The organism is Rhodococcus sp. 24CO (genome assembly GCF_050586165.1).
Classification (GTDB): Bacteria; Actinomycetota; Actinomycetes; order Mycobacteriales; family Mycobacteriaceae; genus Rhodococcus_F.
On the sequence record NZ_JAZFNF010000003.1, the window covers coordinates 587,406 to 608,709 of the forward strand.

Sequence of the window (21,304 nt, forward strand, 5' to 3'; positions counted from 1 at the left end):
CTACCGAAAAGGCGCACAGGGGCCGCAGGCCCTACTTACCGCGAATTGCGTCGAATACCTTGGGGTCGACCAGGGTTGAGGTGTCTCCGAGGTCTCGGCCTTCGGCGACGTCGCGCAGGAGGCGTCGCATGATCTTGCCGGATCGGGTCTTCGGCAGTTCGGGAACGATCGTGATCTGACGGGGCTTGGCGATGGGGCTGATGTCGGTGGACACCTGAGCCTTGAGTTCTGCGATCAGAACGTCGCCGGTATTTTCGACGCCTTCACGCAGGATGACAAACGCGACGATGCCCTGTCCGGTGGTTTCGTCGGCGGCACCGACGACGGCGGCTTCGGCGACGCCGTGATGGTTGACGAGTGCCGATTCCACTTCGGAGGTGGAGATGCGGTGTCCGGAGACGTTCATGACGTCGTCGACGCGTCCGAGGACCCACAGGGCGCCGTCGTCGTCGTACTTGGCGCCGTCACCGGCGAAGTACCAGCCTTCTTCGGCGTAGCGGGACCAGTAGGTGTCGCGGTAGCGGTCCATGTCGCCCCAGATGCCGCGCAGCATCGCCGGCCACGGCTCGTCGAGGACGAGGTAGCCGTTGCCGCCGGGACCGAGGGGCTTGGCGTCGTCGTCGACGATCTTCGCGGAGATACCCGGTAGCGGTGCCATCGCGGATCCGGGCTTGGTGGCGGTGATACCGGGCAGCGGGGAGATCATGATCGCGCCGGTCTCGGTCTGCCACCAGGTGTCGACGATGGGAGCCTTGTTGCCGCCGATGACGTCGCGGAACCAGCGCCACGCTTCGGGGTTGATGGGCTCGCCCACGGAGCCGAGGAGGCGGATCGAGGACAGGTCGTGGGCGTCGGGGATTTCGCGGCCCCACTTCATGAACGTGCGCACGAGGGTGGGGGCGGTGTAGTAGATGGAGACACCGTACTTTTCGATGATCTCGAAGTGGCGGTGCTCGTTCGGGGAGTTGGGGGTGCCTTCGTAGACGACCTGGGTGACGCCGTTGGAGAGGGGGCCGTAGACGATGTAGGAGTGTCCGGTGACCCAGCCGATGTCAGCGGTGCACCAGTAAACGTCTTGTCCCGCTTTGTGATCGAAGACGTTGTGGTGGGTGTACGACGCTTGGGTGAGGTAGCCGCCGGAGGTGTGGATGATGCCCTTGGGCTTACCGGTGGTGCCGGAGGTGTAGAGGATGAACAGGGGGTGTTCGGCGTCGAAGGCCTGCGCTTCGTGCTCGGGTGAAGCCTGGGCGACGGTCTCGTGCCACCACAGGTCACGGCCGGGCGTCCACTCGACGTCGATGCCGGTCCTGTTGACTACCAACACGTTCTGCACGGAGTCGGCGCCGGCGACGGATTCGTCGACCGCTGTTTTGATGGGTGCTGCGGCGCCGCGGCGCCACTGGCCGTCGACGGTGACGACAAGTTTGGCCTGCGCGTCGTCGATGCGCGAGCGCAGGGCGGTGGCGGAGAATCCGGCGAAGACGACCGAATGGGTCAGGCCGAGTCGGGCGCAGGCGAGCATGGTGACGATTGCTTCGGGGATCATCGGCATGTAGATCGCGACGCGGTCACCGGCGACGAGGCCAAGTTCGGTGAAAGTGTTTGCCGCGCGGCTGACTTCGGCGAGGAGGTCGTTGTAGGTCAGATCGCGGGAATCGCCCGGTTCGCCTTCGAAGTGAATGGCGACGCGGTCACCGTTGCCGGCGAGGACGTGGCGGTCGACGCAGTTGTAGGCGACGTTGAGCTTGCCGCCGACGAACCACTTGGCGACGGGGGCGTCGGTCCAGTCGAGAACGTCGGTCCATTTCTGGTGCCAGTGAAGGCGCTCGGCTTGATCGGCCCAGAATCCGAGGCGGTCGGTATCTGCGGCAGCCTGCAACTCCGGTCCCGCGTTGGCGGCCGCAGCGAACTCTGCGCTCGGCGGATATGCCTGGGGGACGTCTGTTTCGGCTGCGCTTGTCATGGCTGACGGCCTTCTTTCCACATTGATCGACACTTTTCTGACTCCGTGTGAGGGTAGTCACAAGCTTGCGCAAACGCACCGTTGCATCACGTTGCAACCCGTTGTCCTGCGACGATCGGTCGAATCGATGCGACGGGTGGTCGCTTCCGCCGACGAGTGAATGTGTCCGAATCGAATTACCCCCAAATTTTCAACAATGGGTGCGTGCGCGCATCGAGCTTGATGTGTCTATTGTCAAACCATTATTCGACCGCAACTCGAAGTTACGTTCACCTTCAGTTGTAGGCGACACGACGCCGGCAGTTACGGCTGTCGGCAGGCCGCGAGCATGCTCGGGGTCTATTAAATGTGGAAGGAATTCCTTTGCGTATCTCACGCATAGCGACCGGCGCGGTCGCGCTCGGAATGACGGCAGTGCTGATCACGGCATGTTCGTCCGGCGATTCGTCGGGCGAATCGTCCAGCGGTGTTGTCAACGCCTGGGCGGGCGAGCCTCAGAACCCGTTGATCCCCACGAACACGAGCGAGAACATGGGCGGCCGCGTCGTCGACGCCGTGTTCGCCGGTCTCGTTTCGTACACCGCCGCCGGCGGCACGGAGAACGAGGTGGCGGAGTCCATCGAGAGCACGGACGGCCAGAACTTCACCGTGAAGCTCAAGGAAGGCTGGACCTTCACGGACGGCACCCCGGTTACCGCGAAGTCGTTCGTCGACGCGTGGAACTTCGGCGCTCTCTCCACCAATGCTCAGCTTCAGGCTTCGTTCTTCGACCCGATCAAGGGCTACGACGAGGTTGCCGCCGAGGTCCCGACGGCGCAGACGATGTCGGGTCTGAAGGTTGTGGACGACTCCACCTTCACCATCGAACTCAAGCAGCCCGAGTCGGCATTCCCCGACCGCCTCGGCCACTCGGCGTACTACCCGCTGCCTGAGGTCGCGTACCAGGACATGACCGCATTCGGCGAGAATCCGATCGGCAACGGTCCGTACAAGCTCGACGGAACCGGTGCGTGGCAGCACAACGTCCGCATCGACACGGTCGTGAACCCGGATTACAACGGCAACCGCAAGCCGAAGAACGCCGGCGTCGACTTCATCATGTACAACAACCTCGACACGGCGTACACCGATCTCCTGGCCAACAACGTCGACGTTCTCGACCAGGTTCCGCCGAGCGCGGTCACGACCTTCGAGTCGGACCTGCCCGGTCGCACGGTCAACCAGCCGTCCGCAACCATCGAGACGTTCACGATCCCGGGTCGCCTGCCGCACTTCAGCGGCGAAGAAGGCATGCTCCGCCGTCAGGCGATCTCGATGGCGATCAACCGCGATCAGATCACGCAGCAGATCTACAACAAGACCAGGACGCCTGCGCTCGACTTCACCAGTCCCGCAATCGAGGGCTGGAACGACTCGCTGACCGGTAACGGCAACGTGAAGTTCGATCCCGAGGCAGCCAAGGCTGCTTGGGCGAAGGCCGATGCCATCGCACCGTGGTCCGGCAGCTTCGAGATTGCCTACAACGCCGACGGCGGACACCAGGAATGGGTCGACGCCGCGTCGAACAGCATCCGCAATACCCTCGGCATCGACGCAAAGGGCAAGCAGTACGCCACCTTTGCTCAGATCCGCACCGAAGCCACCAACCGCACGATCCAGAGTTCCTTCCGCTCCGGCTGGCAGGGTGACTACCCGCAGCAGTACGGCTTCCTGGCGCAGAACTACCAGACCGGCGGCAGCTCCAACGACGGTGACTACTCCAACCCCGAGTTCGACCGCCTCCTGCGCGAATCGGCCGGCCAGACCGATCAGGCGAAGGCCCAGGAACTGCTCGATCAGGCTCAGGAAGTCCTGCTCAAGGACCTGCCCGCAGTTCCGACGTGGTACCGCAACGCAGCCAGTGGATGGTCGGAGAACGTCTCCAATGTCACCATCAGCTGGAACGGTATTCCGGTCTACGAAGACATCGAAAAGAACTGACGCGTAGAACGATCCGCATCTGAAACGTGAGTTCGGGACGGCAGGCGCTCTGCCTGCCGTCCCGAACTCGTGTTCACGCCGGATTGTCCGCTGACGTACACGATCATCGACAAGGAGGTGATCCGATGCTCTGGTACATCGGTCGCCGAGTGCTTCAAATGATCCCGGTTTTTCTCGGGGCCACTCTTTTGATCTACGCTATGGTCTTCCTGCTTCCCGGTGATCCGATTGCCGCGTTGGCGGGCGACAAGGCGCTCAGTCCAGGTGTTGCGCAGCAACTTCGGGAGCGTTACCACCTCGACCTTCCCTTCTATCAGCAGTACCTGCTGTATCTGAAGGGCATCTTCACGCTGGACTTCGGCACGTCGTTCTCCGGACGCCCTGTCAGTGAAGTTCTGGCACAGGCATTCCCGATCACGATGAAACTTGCCTTCATGGCACTGATCGTCGAGACGGTCTTCGGTGTGGGCTTCGGTCTCATCGCCGGCCTGCGCAAGGGCGGGTTCTTCGACAGCACCGTCCTGCTTTTCAGCCTCGTTCTCATCGCCATCCCGATCTTTGTGATCGGCTTTCTGGCTCAGTTCTTCATCGGCGTCAAGTGGGGCATCGTCCCGCCGACGGTCGGCGGCAACACCAGCTTCAAGAATCTCCTGCTCCCCGCCCTGGTTCTTGGTTCGGTTTCGTTTGCATATGTACTGAGGCTCACCCGAACATCCGTGGCGGAGAACATGACTGCCGACTACGTGCGGACAGCCACCGCCAAGGGGCTCTCCCGTGGACGAGTGGTTCGAGTGCACGTGTTGCGCAACTCGCTCATCCCCGTGGTCACGTTCCTGGGTGCCGACCTCGCGACTTTGATGGGCGGCGCCATCGTCACCGAGGGCATCTTCAACATCAACGGCGTCGGCGGCACGATCTACCAGGCGGTGACCAGAGGTGAAGCACCGACAGTGGTTTCGTTTGTCACCATTCTCATCGTGATCTACCTGATCGCGAATCTGCTCGTCGACCTCTTGTACGCCGCGCTCGATCCGAGGATCCGCTATGTCTGAGACCGTGAAAACCGGACGCGCAGTCCGGCAAAGCCATTTCGTGGCGCCGCCCGAAGTTGCGGCACCGGGGGAGACGGACGCCGTCAAACTCGATCAGGCGCCGACGAGTATGTGGACCGACGCGTGGCGCGATCTGCGCAAGCGTCCCCTGTTCATCATCTCGACGATCATCATCCTCGCGGTCATCGTCATCGCAGCGTTTCCGAGCTTGTTCACGAGTATCGATCCGCGGTACTGCGACCTCACCTACAGCATGCAGGGACCGACCTCAGGTCACTGGTTCGGTTTCGACCGCCAAGGCTGTGACGTGTACTCGCGCACCATCTACGGTGCTCGCGCATCCGTACTCGTGGGTGTCGGCGTCACGGCGTCGGTGTTGGTGATCGGCGTGATCTTCGGTGCACTGTCCGGGTTCTACGGCGGCTGGACCGATTCGGTTCTCTCCCGTGTCGCCGACATCTTCTTCGGTATCCCGCTGATCCTCGCTGCCATCGTCCTGATGCAGCTGTTCACCGATCGCACCATCTGGACCGTCGTCGGCGTCCTGGCGCTCTTCGGCTGGCCTCAGATGGCAAGAATTGCTCGCGGTGCGGTGATCTCGGCGAAGAACAACGATTACGTCATGGCTTCGGAGGCGTTGGGTGTCTCGAAGCTCAAGACACTGATCCGCCACGTCATTCCGAACTCGTTGGCGCCCATCATCGTTGTGGCCACCATCTCGCTCGGCACGTACATCGTTGCCGAGGCGACGCTGTCCTTCCTCGGTATCGGTCTTCCGTCCACCGAGGTTTCGTGGGGCGGCGACATCAGCAACGCTCAGGTGACGCTGCGTCAGGGATCGACCATTCTGTTCTACCCGGCAACGGCTTTGGCCATCACCGTTCTCGGATTCATCATGATGGGTGACGCGCTGCGCGACGCCCTCGATCCCAAGTCGCGGAAGCGGTGAGCACGATGACCACCAAGGAAACTCTCACCTCGGAGGAAACTCCGCTGCTCGAGATTCGTGATCTCGAGGTGTCGTTCCAGTCCAATTCCGGTCCGGTTCCGGCAGTTCGAGGCGTCAGCCTGACCGTCTATCCAGGCCAGACGGTTGCCATCGTCGGTGAATCGGGTTCGGGTAAGTCAACTACCGCGCACTCGATCATCAATCTGCTTCCCGGCACCGGCAAGGTGACGGCAGGCGAGATCATCTTCGACGGCAAGGACATCTCGAAGGTCTCGGAGAAGGACTTCGTCCACATCCGGGGCAGCCAGATCGGTTTGGTTCCGCAGGATCCGATGTCGAATCTGAATCCCGTGTGGAAAGTGGGCTTCCAGATCGAGGAAGCACTGTCTGCCAACGGGATCGCCAAGGGCAAAGCCGCCAAGGTTCGGGCCGCAGAACTGCTCGAGGAGGCAGGCCTCGCCGAGGCCGAGAGCCGATTGGGGCAGTACCCGCACGAGTTCTCAGGCGGTATGCGACAGCGCGCACTCATCGCGATCGGGTTGTCCGCTCGTCCGAAGCTTCTTATCGCGGACGAGCCGACGTCGGCGCTCGACGTCACCGTCCAGCGTCAGATTCTCGACCACCTCGACGGTCTGACAACGGAACTCGGCACCGCCGTTCTGCTCATCACTCACGATCTGGGCTTGGCCGCCGAGCGCGCCGAGCATCTGATCGTGATGAGTAAGGGTCGCATCGTCGAATCCGGTCCGGCACTGGAGATTCTGAAGCGCCCGCAGCATCCGTACACACAGAAACTGGTCGCGGCTGCGCCGTCGTTGGCGTCGAAGCGGCTCAGCTCGTCAGTGGCACGCGCCGAGATTCGCGAACAGGCGGAAGAGGTCGCCGAAGCGGTCAAGGCCGAGGAAAGTGCGGCAGAGTCCTTCGGTAAGGCGACCGACGACGTTCTTGTCGTCGATCATCTGACCAAGGTGTTCAAGCTGCGCAAGGGTTTCCGCAAGACCACCGACTTCACAGCCGTGAACGACGTGTCCTTCAAGGTCCGCCGCGGAACCACAACGGCGATCGTCGGTGAATCGGGTTCCGGTAAGTCGACGGTCGCGCAGATGGTCCTCGGCTTGCTCGAGCCCACGGCAGGCAACGTGGTCTTCGACGGTCAGGACGTGTCGAAACTCGGTGCGAAGGAAACTTTTGCGTTCCGTCGCCGAGTGCAGCCGATCTTCCAGAACCCTTACGGCACGCTCGACCCGATGTACTCGATCTACCGCACGATCGAGGAACCGCTGCGTACCCACAAGGTCGGGACCAAAGCCGAACGTGAGGCTCGCGTCCGCGAACTTCTCGACAAGGTCGGTCTGCCCCAGTCGGTCATGCGACGATTCCCGAACGAGCTCTCCGGTGGACAGCGTCAGCGCGTGGCAATCGCGCGAGCGTTGGCTCTGCAACCGGAGGTCGTGATCTGCGACGAGGCCGTCTCCGCTCTCGACGTGCTCGTTCAGGATCAGATCTTGACGCTGCTCAACGACCTGCAGGCGGAGTTCGGGTTGACGTACCTCTTCATCACGCACGACCTGGCCGTGGTTCGTCAGATCGCGGACAACGTGCTGGTGATGTCGCGTGGCTCGATCGTCGAATCGGCGCCGATCGACGACGTGTTCGGCAATCCGCAACAGGACTACACACGCAAGTTGCTCGACGCGATTCCCGGTGGGTCAATCAAGCTGGGAAGCTGACGCAACAGGTAGGTAGGCAAGTCCGCAGAGGGGCTGCAAGGGTACCGTCGTTGATCGTGACGGACCCCTTGCAGCCCCTCGTCGATCTTCCAGGCGTACGCGCCGCCGCTGATCACGCGCGCGACGCACTCGGTGAGGTGCATCGGCATAAAACCAACCGACGCGGATGGCCCACGACGGCTGCTGAAGCCGCAGTTCGCGCCGCTCGGGCGTCTGCTTCTTTGGCGGGCGGGTCGACGGAGTTGCCGGCTGAGGGGATGGCCGGTGATCCGATTCTTGCCGGAGCGCTGCGGGTTGCGCAGGCGCTGGACGGTGACGGTCTGCCGCTCATGGAGTCCACGTGGAAACGGGCGCCGCTGCAGGCTTTGGCCAGGTTGCACCTACTGGCAGCGGCCGATCTGGTCGAGGATCCTGACGAATTGGGACGACCTCGAATCGATCCGGGCGTCGGCGAGCGTCTCGACGCGCTCGCCCAACTGGTGACGGGCGGAACCTCGGCGCCGGCTCCCGTTCTGGCCGCAGTCGTGCACGGCGAATTGTTGGCACTGAGCCCGTTCGGTACCGCCGACGGCATTGTGGCGCGCGCCGCGTCCCGGCTCGTTGCGGTGTCGTCCGGTTTGGATCCGCATAACCTCGGCGTCCCTGAGGTCAGTTGGCTGCGTAGGCCGCAGGCGTACTCCGATGGAGCTGCGGGTTTTGCTTCCGGTCGTCCGGAAGGTGTCGGCAGTTGGGTGATCCTGTGTTGCGGCGCGCTCGAAGCTGGTGCTCGTGAGGCGACGTCGATTGCGGACGCCGCGAGTCCGAGCTAAACCACGCCGGGTTGGTTCCACATCGGACTGGTTCCACACACAAAACGGGCGGCGCTGCCGATTATCGACTTCGCCGCCCGTTAGCACGGACTACTCGTTACCAAGCGTGCTCGGTGGGTTGTGTGGATGGCCTCGGCGAGGGATCGCCATTTTGAGGTCGTCCCCGCAACTTGTGCGGAGTCCTCGCTCAAATTGAACGAATCTCGCAGGCCCACAACACTTCTGCCCTTATAGTGGCTTGTGCTCCGCGTGGGTGCCCTAGTGCCCGTGCTGGGAATCCGGGTTGGGGAAACGGTCCTTCTCTTCCGAGCCGTTCCTGGCCTTCCGTTCTTCCGTAACTCCTTTGTACCCTGTGTTGCGGCTCACAGCAAGTATCAATTTTTGTTTGTGGCCTTGAAGTTTCACCGTTTTCGGCGAAGTAGTGCAAACGTCACAACACCGGCTGTCACAGCTCCGATTCCGAGCGCTGCAGTAGTTGCCACAGCGGTGCCCGACTGTGCTGACAGCCGAGCGCGAAGCGAGACCGGATTCGAGAAAGTCAGTATGGGCCAACCGTTTCCGGCTGCCGCCTTCCGAAGCGCGCGGTCGGGGTTGACCGCACTCGGATGCCCGACGGCCTCGAGCATCGGCAAGTCGGTTATCGAGTCGGAGTAGGCGTAACTCGCGGAGAGGTCGTATCCGTACTCGGCTGCGAGTTTCTCCATGGCTTCCACTTTGCCGGGGCCGTAGCAGTAGAAGTCGACCTCGCCCGTGTAGTGCCCGTTCTCTTCCTTCATCGACGTCGCGACGGAGTGTGTAGCTCCCAGCGCACGGGCGATCGGAGCAACGATTTCCTCGCCCGAGGCAGATACCACGATGACATCGTGGCCGCGCACCTTGTGGTCGGCGATCAAGTCGGCGGCCTCGGCGTAGACGAGGGGGTCGACAATGTCGTGCAGAGTCTCCGCGACGATCGACTTGACCTGTTCGACATCCCAACCGGCGCACATCGCGGTGATGTGTGCGCGCAAGCGCTCCATCTGATCGTGATCGGCGCCCGAGAGTAGGAACAGGAACTGCGCGTAGCTGCTTTTGAGAACCGAGCGCCGGTTGATCAATCCTTGCGCGAAGAACGGCCTGCTGAAAGCCAACGTGCTGGATTTGGCTATGACGGTTTTGTCGAGGTCGAAGAAAGCGGCAGTCCGCCCGGTTGTCAGTCCATTCCCAAGCTTGTCGGTCACAGCTACCGAGGATAGTCCGACGGTCGGTTCGCTTGCGTCACCACAACCGGGAAATGAACGGCGACGCTTACGAATCGTTGCTGTTCAGGCTTGCATTTCCCGGACATTTGCAGTGTAGGATTACGGCAGTTCGACTTGCTCGGACTGTGTTCAGCCCAACCCCCCGGGGCTGAACAGACAGACAACCCCCGTCTCCCCCCAGGCGGGGGTTGTCCACTTTCTCGGCCACATCAGGTTTCTCGGGTACATCAAGTGAGAGTTATCCACAGAACCCGAGTTGTCCACAGCTCGATTCGGGTATCTGTTCTTTCCCGGCTACAACGCTCAGGCTCGTGCTCATGAACTCGAATGCTTCAGGGGAATCAGGGCATGTCGACGCGGATGTCCTTGTGTTGGTCGAAGATCCGCTGGTTCTTGCCAGCGTGCGACGCGTCGTTGCTGCCATTGATCAGTCTGCGGACGAGGGGCCGCAACCGGTATCGCGCCAACAATGGAACAGAGCGTCCGCGGTGGTGCTGGACATTGCACACGCCAAGGCGTGCTCGAGTCGCAACCCGAGGCGATCACGCGTCTTCCTCGTCAGTGAGTCCGAACCGACGCTCGACGAGTGGAAATACGCCACCTCGATCGGCGCCCAGGCGGTGTTCACCCTGCCGACGGACGAGAATGCGCTGGTTGCAGTGTTAGCCGAGCACTCGGTGAGCCGGGGTGAGGGCACCGTTGTAGCCGTTGTCGGCGCGTGCGGTGGGGCTGGCGCCTCGGTGAGCGCCGCTGCGATCGCCTTGGCTTCCGCTGCCCGTCGAATCCCGACGATGCTTGTCGACGTCGACGCCCTTGGCTGCGGCGCAGACGTCGTGCTCGGTGTCGAAAATGTTCCGGGGGTGCGCTGGGCAGCGTTGACGGTCGAGGGTGGGCGATTGTCGGCGGAGTCGCTTCGTGACGCTCTGCCCGCGCGGGGGAAGTACTTGCGGGTGCTCTCGTGCAGCCGCGGCGAGATCGGTGGCCCGTCGGTCACTGCGCTCGGGGCGGTGCTCGACGCGGGCCGACGATCCGGCGGTCTTGTCGTGTGTGATGTTTCCGGCTGTCGCGGCCTCGAGGGTGAGGCCGTATTGGAGGCGTCGGATGCCGTCGTGATGGTTGTTCCCGCGACGGTGGCTGCCTGCGTCGCTGCCGAGAAGGTGGGAATGTGGGCGGCGCAACATAATTCGAATGTCGGGTTGTTGGTGCGCGGACCGGCTCCGGGTGGTCTCCGCGGGGCCGACGTTGCGAACATGCTCGGATTGCCGTTGATCGCAGTTGTCCGGGGGCACCGCTCGCTCGCGTCGATGCTCGAACGCGGCGGGCTGGAATTACGACGCAAGTGCGCCCTGACCCTCGGAGCGGACGCGGTTCTGGACAGACTCGCGGCGGGATCACGTTCCTGGAGTGCTGCAGCATGAGTGGGCTGGTCACGGCTGAACTGCTCGATCGGGTCCGCGATCGGTTGACGGCGTCGACGGCCGCTGAGCCGACAGCGGCAACGGTCGCTGACGCCGTTCGGGCGGAGTCCGCCGGAGTGCTCGGTGATACAGATCTGCTCGAAGTTGTGCGAATTCTCCAGACCGAGCTGACCGGAGCCGGGCCGCTCGAGTCTCTGTTGCATGAACCAGGAGTCGCGGACGTTCTGGTGACTGCTCCGGATCAGGTGTGGGTCGATCGTGGGGTGGGGCTGGAACGAACGAGCGTGCAATTTGCGGACGAGGCAGCGGTGCGACGCCTTGCTGCGCGTTTGGCCTTGTCGGCCGGAAGACGACTCGACGACGCGCAGCCGTGGGTCGACGGCCGGTTACGCGGAGTTGGCGACGGGCATTTCGGTGTCCGATTGCACGCAGTTCTCTCGCCGGTCGCACAGGGTGGGACCTGCTTGTCGCTACGGGTGCTCAGACCTGCGACGCAAGGCCTTGACGCGTTGTGCGCCCGCGGGGCGATTGAACCCGAGGCTCGCTCGCTGCTTGATCGAATCATCATGTGCCGTTTGGCTTTTCTTGTGATCGGCGGCACCGGTGCGGGGAAAACGACATTGCTGTCGGCTGTGCTAGGTGCGGTTGATCCCAGGGAACGGATCATCTGCGTCGAGGATGCTGCCGAGTTGGCGCCGCCACATCCGCATGTGGTTCGGCTGGTCGCACGCGCTCCGAATGTGGAGGGCGTCGGCGAGGTAACGGTACGTGATCTCGTGCGGCAAGCGTTGCGAATGCGACCCGACCGCATCGTCGTGGGGGAAGTACGGGGAGCCGAGGTCATCGACCTTCTGACTGCCCTGAACACGGGTCATGACGGCGGGGCAGGCACCATCCACGCGAATTCGCCTGAGGAAGTGCCGGCGCGGTTGGAGGCATTGGCCGCGTTGGGAGGAATGGATCGACATGCGTTGCACAGTCAACTCGCAGCCGCCGTCCAGGTGGTTCTGCACGTACACCGCTCCGCCGACGGTTCTCGGCGACTCGAGCAGATCGGGGTCATCAACCGCGGCGCCGACGGATTCGTACACATCATCCAGGCCTGGCCGGCTGCTGGTCCGGGGCGCGATCACCTCGAAAGAATGCTGCGGCTCCGTGATCGGGACGGACTGCCGGCATGAGCGCCACGCTGCTACTGTGCGCGCTGTCGATGATGGTTGCTCCGACGGTGAATTCGCGTTCCCGGCTCCTCGAATTCGCAGATTCGCAGGTGAAGGCATCGTTCACCGTGCCGTGGACGCTGATTGCCGCTGCACTGCCACTGGGACTGGGGGCGTTGTTCGGAGGTATCTCTGCATTGATTGCCGCCGCGATTGCAGTGGGAACTGCGCTCTTTCGTGGTCGGCGGAAGAAGGCAGCGTCGGCAAGGGACTCGGAACTGGTGTTGCTGCTTGCCGGATTGGAGGTCCTGATTGCAGAGTTGCGGATCGGTGCGCACCCGGCGTCCGCGTGTTCCGTTGCCGGTGAGGAGTGCTCGGGCGCGGTCGGGGAAGTATTCCGTCGCGGTTCGGCGCGAGCTCGGTTGGGCGGCAGTGCAGCCGACGCATTCCGATCCGGCGGCTCGCTCGTCGACCGCGAGTTGGTGCGTGTCGCGTCAGCGTGGTCTGTCGCTGAACGATACGGTCTGGCGCTTGCCGAACTTCTGGGAGCTGTGCGGACGGATATGTTGGGTCGCAATCGTTTCCGTCAGCGCACCGAAGCTGGGCTGGCCGGCGCGCGAGCTACCGCGACGGTACTGGCGGGTTTGCCGGTCCTCGGTATCGGACTGGGTGAGCTGATGGGGGCGGCTCCGTTGCAAGTGCTGTTCGGGGGTGGCGCGGGCGGAGTGATGCTGGTGGTCGGAACGGGGTTGGTAGCTCTCGGCCTGCTGTGGACCGACAAGATCACGTCGAAGGTCACCTCGTGATCTGGCTGGGAGTAGTGACGATCGCGTTGTCGTTGTGGATAGTTCCGGACACGCGAATGTCACTGCCACGCATGGCAACAATGCTCCATCGTGGTGCCGTGGATGCAGTTCTGCCGGACGAGCCACCGGCCGGCGATCCTCTAGCGGTCGCAGCGAGTTTCGACCTTCTCGCCGCATGTCTTCGCGGCGGGTTACCGGTTGCGGAAGCGGTAGGGGCTGTTGCCGCTACGGCGCCCGCGCCGATGGATGACACATTGCGGCGTGTATCGGATCTGCTCACCCTGGGCGCCGATCCGGATGTGGCCTGGGGTGAAGCTGCGCGCGATCCCGACACCGAATCACTAGCCCGACTGGCGCGCCGGTCGTCACGGTCGGGGACGTCGCTGTCCGTCTCGATGGCGGAACTTGCAGAACGCCGACGAGATGACGCGGAGGACGCAGCTGCGGCGTCCGCCGAACGCGCGGGCGTGTTGATCAGTGGACCGCTCGGACTCTGTTTCCTGCCTGCGTTTCTCGCTCTGGGGATAGTGCCCGTGGTGATCGGATTGGCGTCGTCGGTACTCGGCGATGGGCTTATCTGACAAGAATTCTTCCACGGCAGAACAACTGTCGTGGTCTTACAGGAGGGGAAAGCAATGTTCGAAGTGATGGGAAAGTTGTCAGCGAGGTTGACGTTGCTCGTGGCCGAGGACGACGGTATGTCCACGGCAGAATACTCGGTAGGAGTATTTTACACACATGATGGTTTCACACAAGCCGCTACGAGCATTGGTTGTCGTCAGGCTCTCCCGACTGACCGACGAGTCCACTTCGCCTGAGCGCCAACGTGAAGCGTGCGAGCAACTGTGCGAGTCTCGCGGTTGGACCGTAGTCGGCGTTGCCGAGGATCTCGACGTGAGTGCTGGCACCACCTCCCCGTTCCAGCGACCCACACTTTCCCAGTGGATCGGAGAGAACGGCACCGACCCCGGTCGAGCCGGGGAGTTCGATGTACTCGTGTTCTACCGGGTGGACCGCCTAGTTAGGCGCGTCCGCCACCTGGGGCAGATGCTCACCTGGTCCGAGCGGTACCACGTCAACATGGTCTCAGCGACAGAATCGCACTTCGATCTGTCCACCCCGATTGGTCGAGTGATCGCCCAACTAGTCGCATCGTTCGCGGAGATGGAACTAGAAGCGATCAGTGATCGAATCGCTTCGGCTTACCAACACAACAGGCAGCTAGGGAAGTGGACCGGTGGAGCTCAACTTCCCTGGGGTTATCTCCCTCGGGAGACCGAGGACGGCTGGCGGTTATTCCCGGACGCCGAAGCCGTTCCGGTGATTCACGAAGTCGCAGAGCGTGTCTTAGCCGGGGAGCCGCTGCGCTCGGTCTCCCACGACCTCACCGAGCGAAAAATACCAACCGCGAAAGATCGGATGAACGCCCACCAGGGCCGAGAGCTAAAGGGGTACAAGTGGACTTCTAGCGGACTGAAACGGAGCATGACCTCCCCGACCATGCTCGGGTACGCAACGAAACGTGAGCCGCTACGAGATGCCCACGCGAACATCATTCGGGATTCTCGGGAACGTAAGCAGTACGGGCCAGAGGAGATCCTGAGAGGGCGGGACGGGTCTCCGGTGCAACGCGCAGAACCGATCCTGACTCGAGAGGTATTCGATCGGGTGGGAGTCGAGTTAGCTGACCGGGAGAACCGCAAGGAACCAACCAAACGAACCAGCGCGCTGCTGCTTCGGGTGATCTACTGCGACGTTTGTGGACGCCCCGCCTACCAACTCAAGGGCGGACAAGGCAGATCAGCCCGGTACCGATGTGCGTCGGCTCAGTACAAGAGCACATGCGGCAACGGAACCGTCGTGAAGTCAACGCTGGACGAACTCGTGGAGTCTGCTGTTCTGGACCTCCTGGGGAGCTCGGAACGCATGTCTCGTGTGTGGGAGGCAGGCGAGGACCATGCCGCCGAGCTTGCGGACCTTGACGTGACACTGACCGACTTAGCTGGGCAGATCGGTCTAGGCGTGTACCGGGCCGGCACTCCCCAGCGGGCGGTCCTGGATGCACGGATCGCCGAGCTCTCTCACCGACGCGATGAGCTCGCAGCGATCACGACCCGACCGGCTGGCTGGGCTTGGAAGCCGACCGGCGAGACTTTCGCGGACTGGTGGGAAAAACAGTCAGTGCAGGAGAAGAACGTCTATCTGCGGTCGATGGGTGTAGGTGTCCGGTTCGACAAGCGGGACGAGCTCAAGGTTCACCTGGAGTTGGGAGAGCTCTATCGAATGGCTGAAGAGGTCAAGGCCGCTGGTTCGATTGCAACGTTCACGGAGCTATTCGACTCGATGACCGAGAACGGCATTGCCGGTGTCGAGATTGCCGACGGCAAGGCGGTGTTCACATCGAAGTCCGGCGACCGGGTCGAGTTCCCCTTGCGATCCATCAAGATGTGATGAAATCGGACGATAGTTCGCAGCTGTTCCGGGCTTGACGTGGTACTAGGCGTGATACTAATCGGGCATGAGATCCGTAGTTGTTGCCGTTGCTTTGTTGGCCCCGCTGGCCGTGCCCATTGTGGCGAGCGCCCAGTCGCTCCCGTATCAACCGCCGGTAGTGTCGCTGGTCAGTGATGATTCATCGATCACCGCAACGATCACGAACCCGAACGATCAGGGCATCTGCACCCTTGCAATTTCGTCCGCACCGCGACCGCTAGTGAACGACCCCAATGACCACACCCGTTCGCTGGAACCCTTCACCGAGGACGCTGCGGCATGGCCGCAGGCCGGACAGACAGTGGAGCTGACACGCGCCGAACTGGTGCCGGGCGTGTACGACCTCACTGGCTGGTGCGGTCAACCAGCGCCAGGCGGAGGGTGGGTAATGGGACAACTGTCGAACGGCGTGTCCTACGACGTGCGGGTTGGACCGGAGCCGCAACCAACAGGCTCCCTAATGTTCGGGTCATAGAGACCACGACAATCGCCCCTCAGGTCAATCCTGAGGGGCTTTTTCGTTTCATGCCGTTGATTACCTTCCGGGTTTCCCGCTCTGCAGGATCTGGCGAGCCTTCGCCGTAAGGTGCCCTCCTGCACGACCTTTCACGGTTGTGAGAAGCTCGCGCTTCCGAGCTTCCTTCAAGTGAATCTTGATGGTCTCGGGACTCTTGTCCACCAGTTCGGCCAGTCGCCTGATGACGGACTTTTCACCGGTCATGACGAGCCGGACGTAGGTCTGTGCGAGCGTTGCCAGGTATTCGTCTGTGATCCCGACTGCCACGAGCGACCGGAGTTCAGCCGATTGCCGTTTGCCTACCCGTTCGTCACGCTCGGCCACGAGTTCCAACTTCGACCTCCACTCTTCACTTGCGGCACGAAAGTCGAGTTTGCGGACCAGCGTTGACGCGATGCCACCGGCCACGTCCTCCTCTGTGGCGTCGCGGCTAGGTGTAATTGTGACTGCCCACGGACCGCCCTGGCCTACGTCTTTCGGCCACGAGTAAGTCACCACCCACGGTCCGATCTGTTGCTCGACCGAGGGAACTCCTAAACCGCGCACTCGTTCTCGTGGACTCCGTGGCTCGTCCAAGTTCTCTTCCATATCCACACCCTACCGCACGACACACCCCGGTATGCCATACCCGGGTTGACAGACGGGGGTGCGTCATGGTCTATTCGATATGAGCCCGGACGTACCGGGCAAGAGACGAGGAGAGAAAGTGATCGACACGCAACAGTGGCTGACAAAGATCGCAGAGGACGAATTTTTCGCTGCCACAGACCTTTTGGCGGCACTGGCGATGGTCAGCGACACCCACGAGGCGGACCTGACCACCGAGGAGACGGAAGAGGCGACGTTCCGGCTCCAGTTGGCAGGTTATCTGTGGCCGGTCGCTGTCGAGGGCAACCGGTGGACCTACCGGCCCAGGATTCCCGGAGCCGTTGCGGCGTAACCGCAGCATCTACCCATGTAGACAACAGAGCCCCCGGTGTAAGAGGCACCGGGGGTTCCTCATCTCAATCTATGACACGAAGGAACGAATGCACACATTGACAATTGACCAGCTCGACACCGAATTGAGCCGTTGGGGAGGACCGATCATGCCGTTTGACTATTGGGCCGACCGCGCGAACGAAACGCCCGATTTCCTGGTGGAGGGCATGGTTCACGCCGCCACCAACACGATCAGCGGGAAACCGACAGTCGGCAAGACCAGGCTTGCAGCTGGCATCGCCGCAGCGGTCGCCAAGGGGGACCGCTCGTTCTGCGGTTCCAGGGTGAACGATCACGGCCCGGTACTGGTCATCACGACCGACCCCGGCGAGTCGAACAGGTGGGGGCTGCGGATGCGTGAACATGGGGTTTCGTCGGACATGGTAGGTATCGCTAGGTACAACCCCGACGATTGGCGGCAGTACCGCGAACATGCCGAACAGGCTCGATTACTGGTTTTCGACAACGTACTTGGGTCGCTCGGATCGGGTTCGGTCCGAGACGATGACGCCGCTCGGGAACTGACTGCGCCGCTCTCGGAGATCGCGGACAACGGTACGTCGGTAGTCCTTATCGCACACTCAGGGAAGAACTTCGAGGCGGGATCGGGACGGCACACCCCAACTGGCTCGATGGGTTCTACGGTCTACTCAGCATGGGAGCGTCTCAACCTTCACGTTCACGACGTGACGGAGCCGAACACACGGTCACTGACGGTTCGGTCAAACGATCACGCAGACCGGAATCTGACGGTACGGGCCGACTGGGGTCGGGCGTCTGCCGAGTGGGAGCTGTTGAGCGAGAAGGAAGATACCCGGCAACGGACCGAGGAGACCTACGAAGCTCGTCATTCGCTGTTCGATCAAGTGGCCGCAGATCCCGAGTTGCGGGCGCTCAGCAACAAGTCGGAGATCGGGCGTCGGCTGCATGAAGCCGACCCTGCCAGGTTCGCTACGGACCGGGCCGCGACCCAAGCATTTAGACGTGCTTGTGATGCGGCTGGAGGCGAGTTCGTGGATAGGGCATGGCGCAAGAAGCCCTGAGTACCTCGTGTGCAACTTTCGGAATAACCGCAGGTCAGAGCGTTTCGGTTGTTGTGCAACCAACGTTCACAATCTCCCTATTTCCGCAGGTCAGAAGCGGTTGCACACTTCTACACCCCCCTATGTATTCACCCCCGCGTGCAACAACCGTAAGTCGCTTCGCTTGCGGTTGGGGTTGAGAGCCAGGATCGGCCTTGAATGGCCGAGCCTGATCTAGGCAATTCAGGGCAGCCCTTTGGCGGGGCTGCCTGACTATCCATTCAAGTCCATTCAAGGGATCTGCCACCGTTCGCAGATCCCGAATCGCCTTACCCACCAACAGGTCCACATGGAGTGGGCCTGAGTTTTGCGACGGCAGACGCCGCCGCTCACCCAGAAGGAGAAGAACAATTGACAGAAGCTAACCACTCGCCAGCGGCTGACGACTACATGTCGTCGCTGGGTGAAGAAGAGAACGGAACGTTTCTCGGACTTGAGCACCATGAGGTCGAAGACGCTTACACCGGCGAAGCGTCGGAAGCGCAATGGATAGCTCCGCTCCCGCAGGATGACCGGGTACGCCTGCGTCGTCCGCGCATTGAACATGTCAGGGTCTCGGAAGAGGTCTACGACCTGGTGAACGCAGGACACGGGTACGTGGTCCAGACAGTCACCTCCGTCCCATCGAATCCGGTGACAAAGGTCTGCCGGTTCTGCGGAGGTTCGTTGCCACAGCCTGACAAGGATTGGATCTGCGAACTCGTCTACTTCGGAGCCGAGCCCGAACCTGACTGCCGGTGCAATTGGTGCATGAACCGGCGACTGTGGGAAGAGCGCGAGTACCGCGAGGCTGGACGTCCACGCACACGGTGTGATTCGCCCGAGTGCAAACGCAAGGCGAAGAACGAGCACCAGAGGAAGTGGAGGGCGAAGAGGCGTAAAGGGAGAGAGCTGGTTGGGGTGTAGAGATCAATTCACTATCAGTAGTGAGAGGAGGATCCACTGAACTCCCTCCACTTGCGTTGAGCCCCTGCCAGTTCGCCCCTATCTGGCAGGGCGCTTCGCAACCTCAGCCCTTTGGTAGGTGGGTTGGACTGCCCCCGGAGTCCAGGCGACTCCGGGGGTCTTCCGTTCCATCGACGCCCATTGCGCCCAGCTATCTGGCTGGGCTGCTTTTCATTTCGACCCTTGAAGTATGTCTATCGAAGGAGAGACCAGTGATCCATTGCCAGCGCGGCCACCCGATCCGGGGGCCGCAGGACCGACGACGTAACGGCCAGTGCGCCCAGTGTTCCCGACTGGCGCAACGGCGTTACCGGCAGCGATGCCAGGATGCCCTGAGGCAGGTCAGAGACACCCAAGCGTAACCGACTTACCTACAACGCAATTCAGCCCGCCTACGGCTAAGCCAGGCGGGTTTTTTCATGCCCACATCACGAAGGAGAAACAATGACCTCCGACGAAATCCCAGCCGAATGGCAGGAAGTCCTCGAAAAGATCGGCACGATCCTTGCTGAACGCGACGAGTACCGCGCACGGCTCGCTGCGATCGGCGCACTTGCGGCGGTGCCCGAATGACCGAGACCGAGACCCCCGATCCTGTCGAAGCTGAACAGGACGAAGTAGATGCTGACGGCTCGGACAGCCACGATCTATCCCCGAATACCGACGAGCGCCTTGCGTCCGCTCACGCGCTCCTAGAGACCTACCAGGCCAAGGAGATTGAGAGATTGGCCGCAGGGTTGAGCGTTCCTGCCGACCTGTTGACGCTCACCGGTACAACCGTGGCTGACTACATCAACGACGACGGCAGTGTGGACACCGACCGTGTCGAGGCCGCTGTTGCTGCGGTTATCACCGAACGTCCCGGATTGCGACGCCCCGCGCCCGCCACGGACCCAAGCCAGGGGCAAGGCAACGGCGTTCCGAAACCGTCCAAGCCGACCTGGGGCGGACTGTTCCACCCCTGACCCATCTCCATCGGACCAACTCGGCCCGATGACCGAGCGCGCTTGTAGCGCAAACCATCCCACATAGAAAGAAGATGCCCAATGGCAATGCTTAACTCCACCACCGCCGCCGCGTTCCTGCCCCAGGACTACGGCAAGCTGATCGACCTTGGGATTGCAGAGAAGTCCGTCGCGTCTCAGGTCGCAACCGTGCTCGCCACCGACAAGGAGACCATGCGCCTGCCGGTCTGGGTCTCCGATCCCTCGGTCGGCTGGACCCCGGAGAACACCGAGATTGCGCTGTCCGATGGTGCAACCGAAGAGATCGTAGTTGTTCCGAGCAAGGTTGCCGGTCTCGTCCGCATCTCGAATGAGCAGGCCGACGACACCAACCCTGCTGTTGCTGATCTGGTTGGCAAGTCCCTGGTCCGTCAGATCGCGGGTTCGATCGACAAGGCGTTCTTCTCTGCCACGACTGCGAACGGGCCGAGCGGTCTTGCTTCGGTAGCGTTTTCCTCGATCGACACTGACGGCACGTACTTGAACCTCGATCCGTTCGTGGATGCTCAGGCGCTCGCAGTCTCCAACAGCGCAGAGCTGAGCCATTTCGTTGTCGCTCCTGACGTGGCGACCGGTCTCGCCAAGGTGAAAGAGACCACGGGATCGAACCGTGGGCTCCTTGAGTCTGCCGGTGACGGCACTCTCCTGGCTGGTATTCCGATGATCGTCTCCCCGCACGTTGCGAACGGCGAGGTTTGGGGCTTGGACAAGACCCAGGTTTTCACCGTGATCCGCAAGGGTTCGACCGTTGAACGGGATCGATCCGCTGCGTTCTCTGCGGATGCCACTCTTGTTCGTGGCATCGCACGAGTCGGCTTCGGATTCCCGAACCCCGCTGGAGTCATCCGTCTGCACAACGCAGCCTGACCCAGTGGACCCCAGGGTGGCCCGGCTACCGGCCTGTGCCCTCCCTCCTCCCCGCTGCCGGGCGCGGGAGGAGGGCACCCCGGGTTACTCCCTCCCTCCCTCCCTCCCTCCCGGCAGGGCAGGGCAGGGCAGGGCAGGAGGGTCTCCTGGGTAAGGGGCAGGGCAGGCACCCCGGGTGGGGCAGGGGTGCGCTCCTCGGGGAGGGGCAGGCAGGGGCGGGATGGCCTAGTTGTTGTGGGTATGGACGTTGCTGACGCAGGACTGAAGTAGACGGGCTGGTCCTCGGCGCGAGAATGGGAATTGCGAC

The 21,304-nt window shown here is 62.2% G+C and carries 20 protein-coding genes; 16 read left to right on the forward strand and 4 right to left on the reverse strand.

Annotated elements, in window-relative coordinates; all coding sequences use genetic code 11:
• Nucleotides 1-31: 31 nt before the first annotated feature.
• On the reverse strand, nucleotides 32-1,963 hold the full coding sequence (gene acs, locus V2B23_RS09955) for an acetate--CoA ligase (RefSeq protein WP_430950183.1): 1,932 nt from the start codon (nucleotides 1,961-1,963) through the stop codon (nucleotides 32-34).
• Between the two features lie 363 nt (nucleotides 1,964-2,326).
• Here acs and V2B23_RS09960 point away from each other — a divergent pair, with 363 nt between their 5' ends.
• The 5 genes from V2B23_RS09960 (at nucleotide 2,327) to V2B23_RS09980 (ending at nucleotide 8,483) form a co-directional block, all read left to right on the forward strand.
• A complete protein-coding gene (locus tag V2B23_RS09960; protein ID WP_430950184.1) occupies nucleotides 2,327-3,943 on the forward strand; it encodes a peptide ABC transporter substrate-binding protein in 1,617 nt (538 codons plus the stop codon).
• Nucleotides 3,944-4,068: 125 nt separating this feature from the next.
• A complete protein-coding gene (locus V2B23_RS09965; RefSeq protein WP_430950185.1) occupies nucleotides 4,069-4,995 on the forward strand; it encodes an ABC transporter permease in 927 nt (308 codons plus the stop codon).
• Nucleotides 4,988-5,944, forward strand: coding sequence for an ABC transporter permease (locus tag V2B23_RS09970; RefSeq protein WP_430950186.1), 957 nt, complete (start codon nucleotides 4,988-4,990; stop codon nucleotides 5,942-5,944). Before V2B23_RS09965 ends, V2B23_RS09970 begins: the two co-directional genes overlap by 8 nt.
• A gap of 5 nt (nucleotides 5,945-5,949) precedes the next feature.
• Nucleotides 5,950-7,674 carry a dipeptide ABC transporter ATP-binding protein gene (locus V2B23_RS09975; protein WP_430950187.1) on the forward strand — a complete coding sequence of 575 codons (1,725 nt, stop codon included), beginning with the start codon at nucleotides 5,950-5,952 and terminating at the stop codon, nucleotides 7,672-7,674.
• Between the two features lie 56 nt (nucleotides 7,675-7,730).
• Nucleotides 7,731-8,483, forward strand: coding sequence for an oxidoreductase (locus V2B23_RS09980; RefSeq protein ID WP_378664832.1), 753 nt, complete (start codon nucleotides 7,731-7,733; stop codon nucleotides 8,481-8,483).
• A 401-nt stretch (nucleotides 8,484-8,884) separates the two neighbouring features.
• Here V2B23_RS09980 and V2B23_RS09985 read toward each other — a convergent pair whose 3' ends face one another.
• Nucleotides 8,885-9,703: an HAD-IB family hydrolase gene (locus tag V2B23_RS09985; RefSeq protein WP_430950188.1), complete on the reverse strand. Its 819-nt coding sequence runs from the start codon at nucleotides 9,701-9,703 to the stop codon at nucleotides 8,885-8,887.
• Between the two features lie 338 nt (nucleotides 9,704-10,041).
• Between V2B23_RS09985 and ssd the strand changes: the two genes are divergently transcribed.
• The 6 genes from ssd (at nucleotide 10,042) to V2B23_RS10015 (ending at nucleotide 16,076) form a co-directional block, all read left to right on the forward strand.
• Nucleotides 10,042-11,142 carry a septum site-determining protein Ssd gene (gene ssd / locus V2B23_RS09990; RefSeq protein ID WP_430950189.1) on the forward strand — a complete coding sequence of 367 codons (1,101 nt, stop codon included), beginning with the start codon at nucleotides 10,042-10,044 and terminating at the stop codon, nucleotides 11,140-11,142.
• A complete protein-coding gene (locus V2B23_RS09995) occupies nucleotides 11,139-12,323 on the forward strand; it encodes a TadA family conjugal transfer-associated ATPase (protein WP_430950190.1) in 1,185 nt (394 codons plus the stop codon). The genes ssd and V2B23_RS09995 overlap by 4 nt, the downstream gene beginning before the upstream one ends.
• On the forward strand, nucleotides 12,320-13,108 hold the full coding sequence (locus tag V2B23_RS10000) for a type II secretion system F family protein (protein WP_430950191.1): 789 nt from the start codon (nucleotides 12,320-12,322) through the stop codon (nucleotides 13,106-13,108). The genes V2B23_RS09995 and V2B23_RS10000 overlap by 4 nt, the downstream gene beginning before the upstream one ends.
• Before the next feature lie 71 nt (nucleotides 13,109-13,179).
• Entirely contained in the window at nucleotides 13,180-13,689 is a 510-nt protein-coding gene (locus tag V2B23_RS10005) for a type II secretion system F family protein (protein ID WP_430950225.1), read from the forward strand.
• Between the two features lie 157 nt (nucleotides 13,690-13,846).
• A complete protein-coding gene (locus tag V2B23_RS10010) occupies nucleotides 13,847-15,559 on the forward strand; it encodes a recombinase family protein (RefSeq protein WP_430950192.1) in 1,713 nt (570 codons plus the stop codon).
• A 67-nt stretch (nucleotides 15,560-15,626) separates the two neighbouring features.
• Nucleotides 15,627-16,076 (forward strand): hypothetical protein, encoded by a 450-nt coding sequence (locus tag V2B23_RS10015; protein WP_430950193.1) that lies wholly within the window; start codon nucleotides 15,627-15,629, stop codon nucleotides 16,074-16,076.
• Nucleotides 16,077-16,136: 60 nt separating this feature from the next.
• Here V2B23_RS10015 and V2B23_RS10020 read toward each other — a convergent pair whose 3' ends face one another.
• Nucleotides 16,137-16,706 carry a hypothetical protein gene (locus V2B23_RS10020; RefSeq protein WP_430950194.1) on the reverse strand — a complete coding sequence of 190 codons (570 nt, stop codon included), beginning with the start codon at nucleotides 16,704-16,706 and terminating at the stop codon, nucleotides 16,137-16,139.
• Between the two features lie 118 nt (nucleotides 16,707-16,824).
• Here V2B23_RS10020 and V2B23_RS10025 point away from each other — a divergent pair, with 118 nt between their 5' ends.
• Both V2B23_RS10025 and V2B23_RS10030 read left to right on the forward strand, forming a co-directional pair.
• The gene (locus V2B23_RS10025) at nucleotides 16,825-17,058 is read left to right on the forward strand and encodes a hypothetical protein (RefSeq protein ID WP_430950195.1); all 234 of its coding nucleotides are present in this window, start codon (nucleotides 16,825-16,827) and stop codon (nucleotides 17,056-17,058) included.
• Nucleotides 17,059-17,206: 148 nt separating this feature from the next.
• A complete protein-coding gene (locus V2B23_RS10030; protein WP_430950196.1) occupies nucleotides 17,207-18,142 on the forward strand; it encodes an AAA family ATPase in 936 nt (311 codons plus the stop codon).
• Nucleotides 18,143-19,320: 1,178 nt separating this feature from the next.
• Here the strand turns inward: V2B23_RS10030 and V2B23_RS10035 are convergent.
• A complete protein-coding gene (locus V2B23_RS10035; protein ID WP_430950197.1) occupies nucleotides 19,321-19,482 on the reverse strand; it encodes a hypothetical protein in 162 nt (53 codons plus the stop codon).
• 88 nt (nucleotides 19,483-19,570) lie between these two features.
• On the opposite strand from V2B23_RS10035, the gene V2B23_RS10040 reads away from it, so the two are divergent.
• From V2B23_RS10040 to V2B23_RS10050, 3 genes are all read left to right on the forward strand, one after another.
• Nucleotides 19,571-19,699, forward strand: coding sequence for a hypothetical protein (locus V2B23_RS10040; RefSeq protein WP_296556398.1), 129 nt, complete (start codon nucleotides 19,571-19,573; stop codon nucleotides 19,697-19,699).
• A complete protein-coding gene (locus V2B23_RS10045; RefSeq protein ID WP_430950198.1) occupies nucleotides 19,696-20,091 on the forward strand; it encodes a hypothetical protein in 396 nt (131 codons plus the stop codon). Before V2B23_RS10040 ends, V2B23_RS10045 begins: the two co-directional genes overlap by 4 nt.
• 81 nt (nucleotides 20,092-20,172) lie before the next feature.
• The gene (locus V2B23_RS10050; RefSeq protein ID WP_260646269.1) at nucleotides 20,173-20,997 is read left to right on the forward strand and encodes a phage major capsid protein; all 825 of its coding nucleotides are present in this window, start codon (nucleotides 20,173-20,175) and stop codon (nucleotides 20,995-20,997) included.
• The last annotated feature ends 307 nt before the right edge of the window (nucleotides 20,998-21,304 follow it).

Coding starts and splice junctions, on each gene's coding strand:
- V2B23_RS09995 (WP_430950190.1), top strand. CDS start 11,139: ATGAGTGGGCTGGTCACGGCTGAACTGCTCGATCGGGTCCGCGATCGG.
- V2B23_RS10015 (WP_430950193.1), top strand. CDS start 15,627: ATGAGATCCGTAGTTGTTGCCGTTGCTTTGTTGGCCCCGCTGGCCGTG.
- acs (WP_430950183.1), bottom strand. CDS start 1,963: ATGACAAGCGCAGCCGAAACAGACGTCCCCCAGGCATATCCGCCGAGC.
- V2B23_RS10005 (WP_430950225.1), top strand. CDS start 13,180: ATGGCAACAATGCTCCATCGTGGTGCCGTGGATGCAGTTCTGCCGGAC.
- ssd (WP_430950189.1), top strand. CDS start 10,042: ATGAACTCGAATGCTTCAGGGGAATCAGGGCATGTCGACGCGGATGTC.
- V2B23_RS10020 (WP_430950194.1), bottom strand. CDS start 16,706: ATGGAAGAGAACTTGGACGAGCCACGGAGTCCACGAGAACGAGTGCGC.
- V2B23_RS10050 (WP_260646269.1), top strand. CDS start 20,173: ATGGCAATGCTTAACTCCACCACCGCCGCCGCGTTCCTGCCCCAGGAC.
- V2B23_RS10040 (WP_296556398.1), top strand. CDS start 19,571: ATGACCTCCGACGAAATCCCAGCCGAATGGCAGGAAGTCCTCGAAAAG.
- V2B23_RS09965 (WP_430950185.1), top strand. CDS start 4,069: ATGCTCTGGTACATCGGTCGCCGAGTGCTTCAAATGATCCCGGTTTTT.
- V2B23_RS10030 (WP_430950196.1), top strand. CDS start 17,207: ATGCCGTTTGACTATTGGGCCGACCGCGCGAACGAAACGCCCGATTTC.
- V2B23_RS10000 (WP_430950191.1), top strand. CDS start 12,320: ATGAGCGCCACGCTGCTACTGTGCGCGCTGTCGATGATGGTTGCTCCG.
- V2B23_RS10010 (WP_430950192.1), top strand. CDS start 13,847: ATGATGGTTTCACACAAGCCGCTACGAGCATTGGTTGTCGTCAGGCTC.
- V2B23_RS09970 (WP_430950186.1), top strand. CDS start 4,988: ATGTCTGAGACCGTGAAAACCGGACGCGCAGTCCGGCAAAGCCATTTC.
- V2B23_RS10045 (WP_430950198.1), top strand. CDS start 19,696: ATGACCGAGACCGAGACCCCCGATCCTGTCGAAGCTGAACAGGACGAA.
- V2B23_RS09975 (WP_430950187.1), top strand. CDS start 5,950: ATGACCACCAAGGAAACTCTCACCTCGGAGGAAACTCCGCTGCTCGAG.